We start from the raw sequence: 6,026 nt of genomic DNA, 5'->3' as shown, positions 1-6,026 counted from the left end.
GCCTACATCGCCAATGCCGGGCGTGCCCGAGAAGGTGCTGCTGGCGGCATCGAAGCTCAGCCAGGCGGGCAGGGCACTGCCATCGGCCAGAGTGGCGCTGTAGCTCAAGGCGTCACCCTCCAGGTCGCTGAAGCTGTTTGCTGGCAGCTGGTAGCTGAAGGGGTTGTCCTGATCGGCGCTCTGGTCGGCCAGGGCAACATCCAGTACTGGTCCGTCGTTGCTGCCGTTGAGGGTGATGGTCAGGGTGTGGGTGGTGCCATCCGCTGACGTGACGGTCAGGGTTTCGGTGAGGGTTTCACCCTCCCTGAGTTGCTGAATAGCCGACTGGCTGTTATCAGCGCTGTAGTTCCACTGACCATTGGCGTTAAGGGTCAGGTCACCGTAGCTGCCGGTGATGGTGGTGGCGATAAACTGGGCTTCCCCAGCATCGCTGTCACTGATGGTCAGGGTGCCGCTGGTACTCAGAACATCGCTACTGTCTTCGGTCACCGTGGCGCTGTCATCGCCGGCAATCACGGCCGGGGCATCGCCGGTGATATCCAGGGTAAAGTTATCCGAGGTGCTGGCCACGCCATCGCTGGCGGTGACCGTTACCGACAATGAGCCCACATCGCGACTGGCAGGCGTGCCGGAGAAGGTGGTGCTGGCGGCATCAAAGCTGAGCCAGGCGGGCAGGGCACTGCCATCGGCCAGGGTGGCGCTGTAGCTCAGGGTGTCACCATCCAGGTCAGTGAAGCTGTCTGCTGGCAGCTGGTAGCTGAAGGCGTCGTCCTGATCGGCACTCTGGTCTGCCAGCGCTGCGTTCAGCACTGGTCCGTCGTTGTTGCCGGTGACAGTGATGGTCAGGGTGCTGCTATCCGTCAGTGGCGTGCCATCATCATCTGAAACGGTGTAGTTCACCACGACGGTGGCGGTTTCACCGGTGGCCAGATAATCAAAGTCTGTACCGGGATTGAAGGTGATGTCATTGCCACTGAAGCTGACGCTGGCGGTGCCAGGCACAATAGCCTGGCTGTCACTGTCGTTGGTCATGGCAGCAATGCTGGCAGCGCTCACACTGAGCACATCACTGCTATCGGTATTACTGTCGTTGGCAAGGACATCGACGGTAACACTGTTGTTTTCCTGAGTGGTGCCGGTATCGACGACGGCCACGGGCGCATCGTTGGTGCCGGTGATCGTGATGGTCACCTGCTGATCCACGGTGCCACCCCGGCCATCGTCCACGGTGACGGTGTAAGACTGGGTCAGCACCTGGCCTGCTGCCAGGTAATCAATATCCGCATCGGGCACGCTGAAGGTCCAGTCCACCTGGCCGGTGCCATCGCCGGTAGTGTTATTGCTGACCGTGGGGGTAAAGGATCCGAGATATCCGGTGGTGTCCGAAGTGACGCTGACGGTCTGAACATCGGTCAGATCCGCATCAGCAATGGTGAAGCTGCCGTTGTCAGACAGTGTATTGATGCTCTCACCATTGGCACCATCGGCAATTTCGGTGATGGCTCCGGTGACATCTGTCGCAGCCGTAACGGTGGGAAGCTTGTTGTCTGTGCCGGTGACGGTGATGGTCAGTGTGCTGTTATCAGTCAGTGGCGTACCATCATCATCGGTGATTGTGTAGTTGAGCACCACCGTAGCCGTTTCGTCCTTGTTCAGATAGTCGAAATCGGTACCGGGATTGAAGGTAACATCGTTGCCGTTGAAGCTGACACTGGCCGTGTTGAGAGTGACGGGCTGTTGATCACCATCATTGGTCATGGTGGCAATGCTGGCGGCACTGACACTGAGCGTATTGCTGGTGTCCGGGTCACTATCATTGGCGATTACATCGACGGTGACGTCGCTGTTTTCCCAGGTGTTATCGGTATCTGCGGTGGCCACCGGTGCATCGTTGGTGCCGGTAACGGTGATGGTCAGGGTGCTGCTATCAGTCTGTGGTGTGCCGTTATCATCGGTAACGGTGTAGTTCACCAGAACGGTAGCGGTTTCGCCGGTGGCCAGATAATCAAAGTCAGTACCGGGATTGAAGGTGATGTTATTGCCACTGACGCTGAGACTGGCGGTGCTCATTGGAATAGCCTGACTGTCACTGTTGTTGGTCATGGTGGCAATGCTGGCTGTGCTGAGACTGAGCCCGTTGCTGGCATCCGGGTCAGAGTCATTGGCAATAACATCCACGCTGATACTGTTGTTTTCCTGAGTCGCGTCAGTATCGGCGGTGGCTACCGGGGCATCATTAGTGCCGGTTACCGTGATGGTCAGGATGCTGTTATCCGTCAGTGGTGTTCCATCATCATCGGTGATGGTGTAGTTCACCTTCACCGTGGCGGTTTCGCCACTGGCCAGGTAATCAAAGTCGGTGCCGGGATTGAAGGTAACATTATTGCCGCTGAAGGTGACACTGGCGGTATTGTGGAGAATGGTCTGGTTGTCGCCATCATTGGTCATGCTGGCAATACCGACGGCATTGACACTGAGCCCATTGCTGGTGTCCAGGTCACTGTCATTGGCGATCACATCCACAGTAACGCTGCTGTTTTCCCCGGTATTACTGATATCTGCGATGGCTACCGGTGCATCGTTGGTGCCGGTGACCGTGATGGTGAGGGTGCTGCTGTCCGTCAGTGGCGTGCCATCATCATCGGTAACGGTGTAGTTCACCACGACAGTGGCGGTTTCACCGGTGGCCAGATAATCAAAGTCGTTGCCAGGGGAAAAGATTACGTTGTTGCCACTGAAGCTGACACTGGCGGTGCCGGGCACAATGGCCTGGCTGTTGCTGTTGTTGGTCATGGTGGCAATGCTGGCAGCGCTCACACTGAGCACATCACTGCTATCGGTATTACTGTCGTTGGCAAGGACATCGACGGTAACACTGTTGTCTTCCTGAGTGGTGCCGGTATCGACGACAGCCACGGGTGCATCGTTGGTGCCGGTGATCGTGACGGTCACCTGCTGATCCACGGTGCCACCCCGGCCATCGTCCACGGTGACGGTGTAAGACTGGGTCAGCACCTGGCCTGCTGCCAGGTAATCAATATCCGCATCGGGCACGCTGAAGGTCCAGTCTACCTGGCCGGTGCCATCGCCGGTGGTGTTATTGCTGACAGTGGGGGTGAAAGATCCGAGATATCCGGTGGTGTCCGAAGTGACGCTGACGGTTTGGACATCAGTCAGATCCACATCAGCAATGGTGAAGCTGCCGTTGTCAGACAGTGTATTGATGCTCTCACCATTGGCATCATCGGCAATTTCGGTTATGGCTCCGGTCACATCTGTCACCGCCGTGATGGTGGGAGCAATGCTGTTGGTGCCGGTGACGGTGATGGTCAGGGTGCTGCTATCAGTCAGTGGCGTGCCATCATCATCGGTGACTGTGTAGTTGAGTATTACCGTGGCCGTTTCGCCATTGGCCAGATATTCGAAATCGGTACCGGGATCGAAGATAACATTGTTACCGCTGAAACTGACACTGGCCGTGCTGAGAGTGACGGGCTGTTGATCACCATCATTGGTCATGGTGGCAATGCTGGCGGCACTGACACTGAGCGTATTGCTGGTGTCCGGGTCACTATCATTGGCGATTACATCGACGGTGATGGCGTTTTTTTCCCAGGTGTTATCGGTATCTGCGGTGGCCACCGGTGCATCGTTGGTGCCGGTAACGGTGATGGTCAGGGTGCTGCTATCAGTCAGTGGTGTGCCGTTATCATCGGTAACGGTGTAGTTCACCAGAACGGTAGCGGTTTCGCCGGTGGCCAGATAATCAAAGTCACTGCCGGGATTGAAGGTGATGTTATTGCCACTGACGCTGAGACTGGCGGTGCTCAGCGCAATAGCCTGACTGTCGCTGTTGTTGGTTACGGTGGCAATGCTGGCTGCGCTGAGACTGAACCCGTTGTTGGCATCCGGGTCAGAGTCATTGGCAATAACATCCACGCTGATACTGTTGTTTTCCTGAGTTGCGTCAGTATCGGCGGTGGCTACCGGGGCATCATTAGTGCCGGTTACTGTGATGGTCAGGGTGCTGTTATCCGTCAGTGGTGTTCCATCATCATCGGTGACGGTGTAGTTCACCTTCACCGTGGCCGTTTCGCTACTGGCCAGGTAATCAAAGTCGGTGCCGGGATTGAAGGTAACATTATTGCCACTGAAGCTGACACTGGCGGTATTGTGGAGAATGGTCTGGCTGTCGCCATCATTGGTCATGCTGGCAATACCGGCGGCATTGACACTGAGCCCATTGCTGGTGTCCAGGTCACTGTCATTGGCGATCACATCCACAGTAACGCTGCTGTTTTCCCCGGTATCACCGATATCTGCGGTGGCTACCGGTGCATCGTTGGTGCCGGTAACCGTGATGGTCAGGGTGCTGCTGTCCGTCAGTGGCGTACCATCATCATCAGTAACGGTATAGTTCACCACGACGGTGGCGGTTTCACCGGTGGCCAGATAATCAAAGTCGTTGCCAGGGGAAAAGATTACGTTGTTGCCACTGAAGCTGACACTGGCGGTGCCGGGCACAATGGCCTGGCTGTTGCTGTTGTTGGTCATGGTGGCAATGCTGGCAGCACTGACACTAAGCATATTGTTGCCATCCAGGTCACTGTCGTTGGCAATGACATCGACGAAAACGCTGTTGTTTTCCCCGGTTGTGTCAATATCGGCGGTGGCTACTGGCCCGTCGTTGGCTCCGGTGACGGTAATGGTGGTGATGGCATTTGAGGTCATACCACCATCGTCACTCATGATGTAGTGAATGGTGATGACAGCTGACTCACCGGTTGCCAGATAATCAAAATCTGCCCCTGGGGTAAACTGCAGCCGGTTATCGACAATGCTGACAGAGCCCTGACCAGCCATGACATTGCCCAGGTTATCGACAATCTCAGCGCTGAGGAGGTTGAAGTTGTCTGGTCCATCAGCCAGATCCTCATCAACATCATTTGCCAGTACATCGATGATCAGTACATGATTTTCATGGCTGTCATCAACATCGTCATAAGCTTCAGGCACTTCATTGAGATCATTAATTGAAACACTGACGGAGGCATTTCTGCTGATACCATTCTGGCTAGTTACTTCGACGGTTAAGTTGTAGCTATCTCTTATTTCATGATTCAGGGGGCCGGTAACGAGCAGTTCACCGGTTGTGGGCCTGATGGCAAAGGCGTTGTCTTCATTACCTCCGATAATGGCAAACGTCATATTGTCAGATTGGCTGGCAATAACCTGACCTACGACCGCAGAGCCGTCTTCAGGGACGTTTTCATTAACGTTAAAGTTTTGACTTTCGATGACTGGAGCAATGCTTTCAGGGGCAGAAGGTTGATTGTCGCTCAGCTGACTAATTGAGTTGAACTCCAGTTGACTGAGTTCGTTACCTTTTGATTGATCTTCCGTTGATTGGCGGTCTGTATTTTGACTGTTTTCCTGCTCAATGACGACCGTAGTAGGTAACCGTGATTGGGTAATGCCTGTATCTGATTGATCTGAAGTGCTTTGTGTTGAATCTGAATTATCTGATTGCTCTGTTGGTGAGTCATTAACCTGTTCGCTTTCTTTAACTTGATCACTTTCATCAGCTTCATCGCTTTGATCACTTTCTTCGCTTTCTTTATCTTGATCGCCTTCTTCGCCGGCAGCCGTTGGATCAAGACTATTAACGATCTCTGCCCCCATCACTACTTGTTGCGCCACCGGAACCGTTAGAGATTGACCATTTAATAATTTGACGACAACTTCTGAACCGGACTCATTATTAATGACTTCATCAAGAAAAATGGGGTCACCAACCTTTTTGGTGACAACGTTTCCATTTGAATCAGTGACTTCAATGGCCGAAGTGGCATCGGTTACATATCCTATGACGGGGATATTTTTGTCAGAATTCATTAGTTTACCTCTTCCGCTAAGGTGTTGTCCGGCTTACATGCGGTTCATGAACTTATTCAGTAATTGTAGTTGTTTGATGTGGGGTATAATCAGTCAACATATTTAAAAAGACAGATTCGTATTCAGATGAA

The 6,026-nt window shown here is 53.8% G+C and carries 1 protein-coding gene; it reads right to left on the bottom strand.

The features are described from left to right. Window positions 1–5,895, bottom strand: a 5,895-nt coding sequence (locus ACO6VE_RS18025) for a VCBS domain-containing protein (protein ID WP_422462687.1), incomplete at its 3' end; no start/stop codon positions are given. Window positions 5,896–6,026 lie beyond the last annotated feature (131 nt).

The organism is Endozoicomonas sp. ALB115 (assembly GCF_049310245.1).
GTDB lineage: Bacteria > Pseudomonadota > Gammaproteobacteria > Pseudomonadales > Endozoicomonadaceae > Endozoicomonas.
Note: the sequence above shows the minus strand (reverse complement) of the source record. Positions and strands in the feature narration are given on the sequence as shown.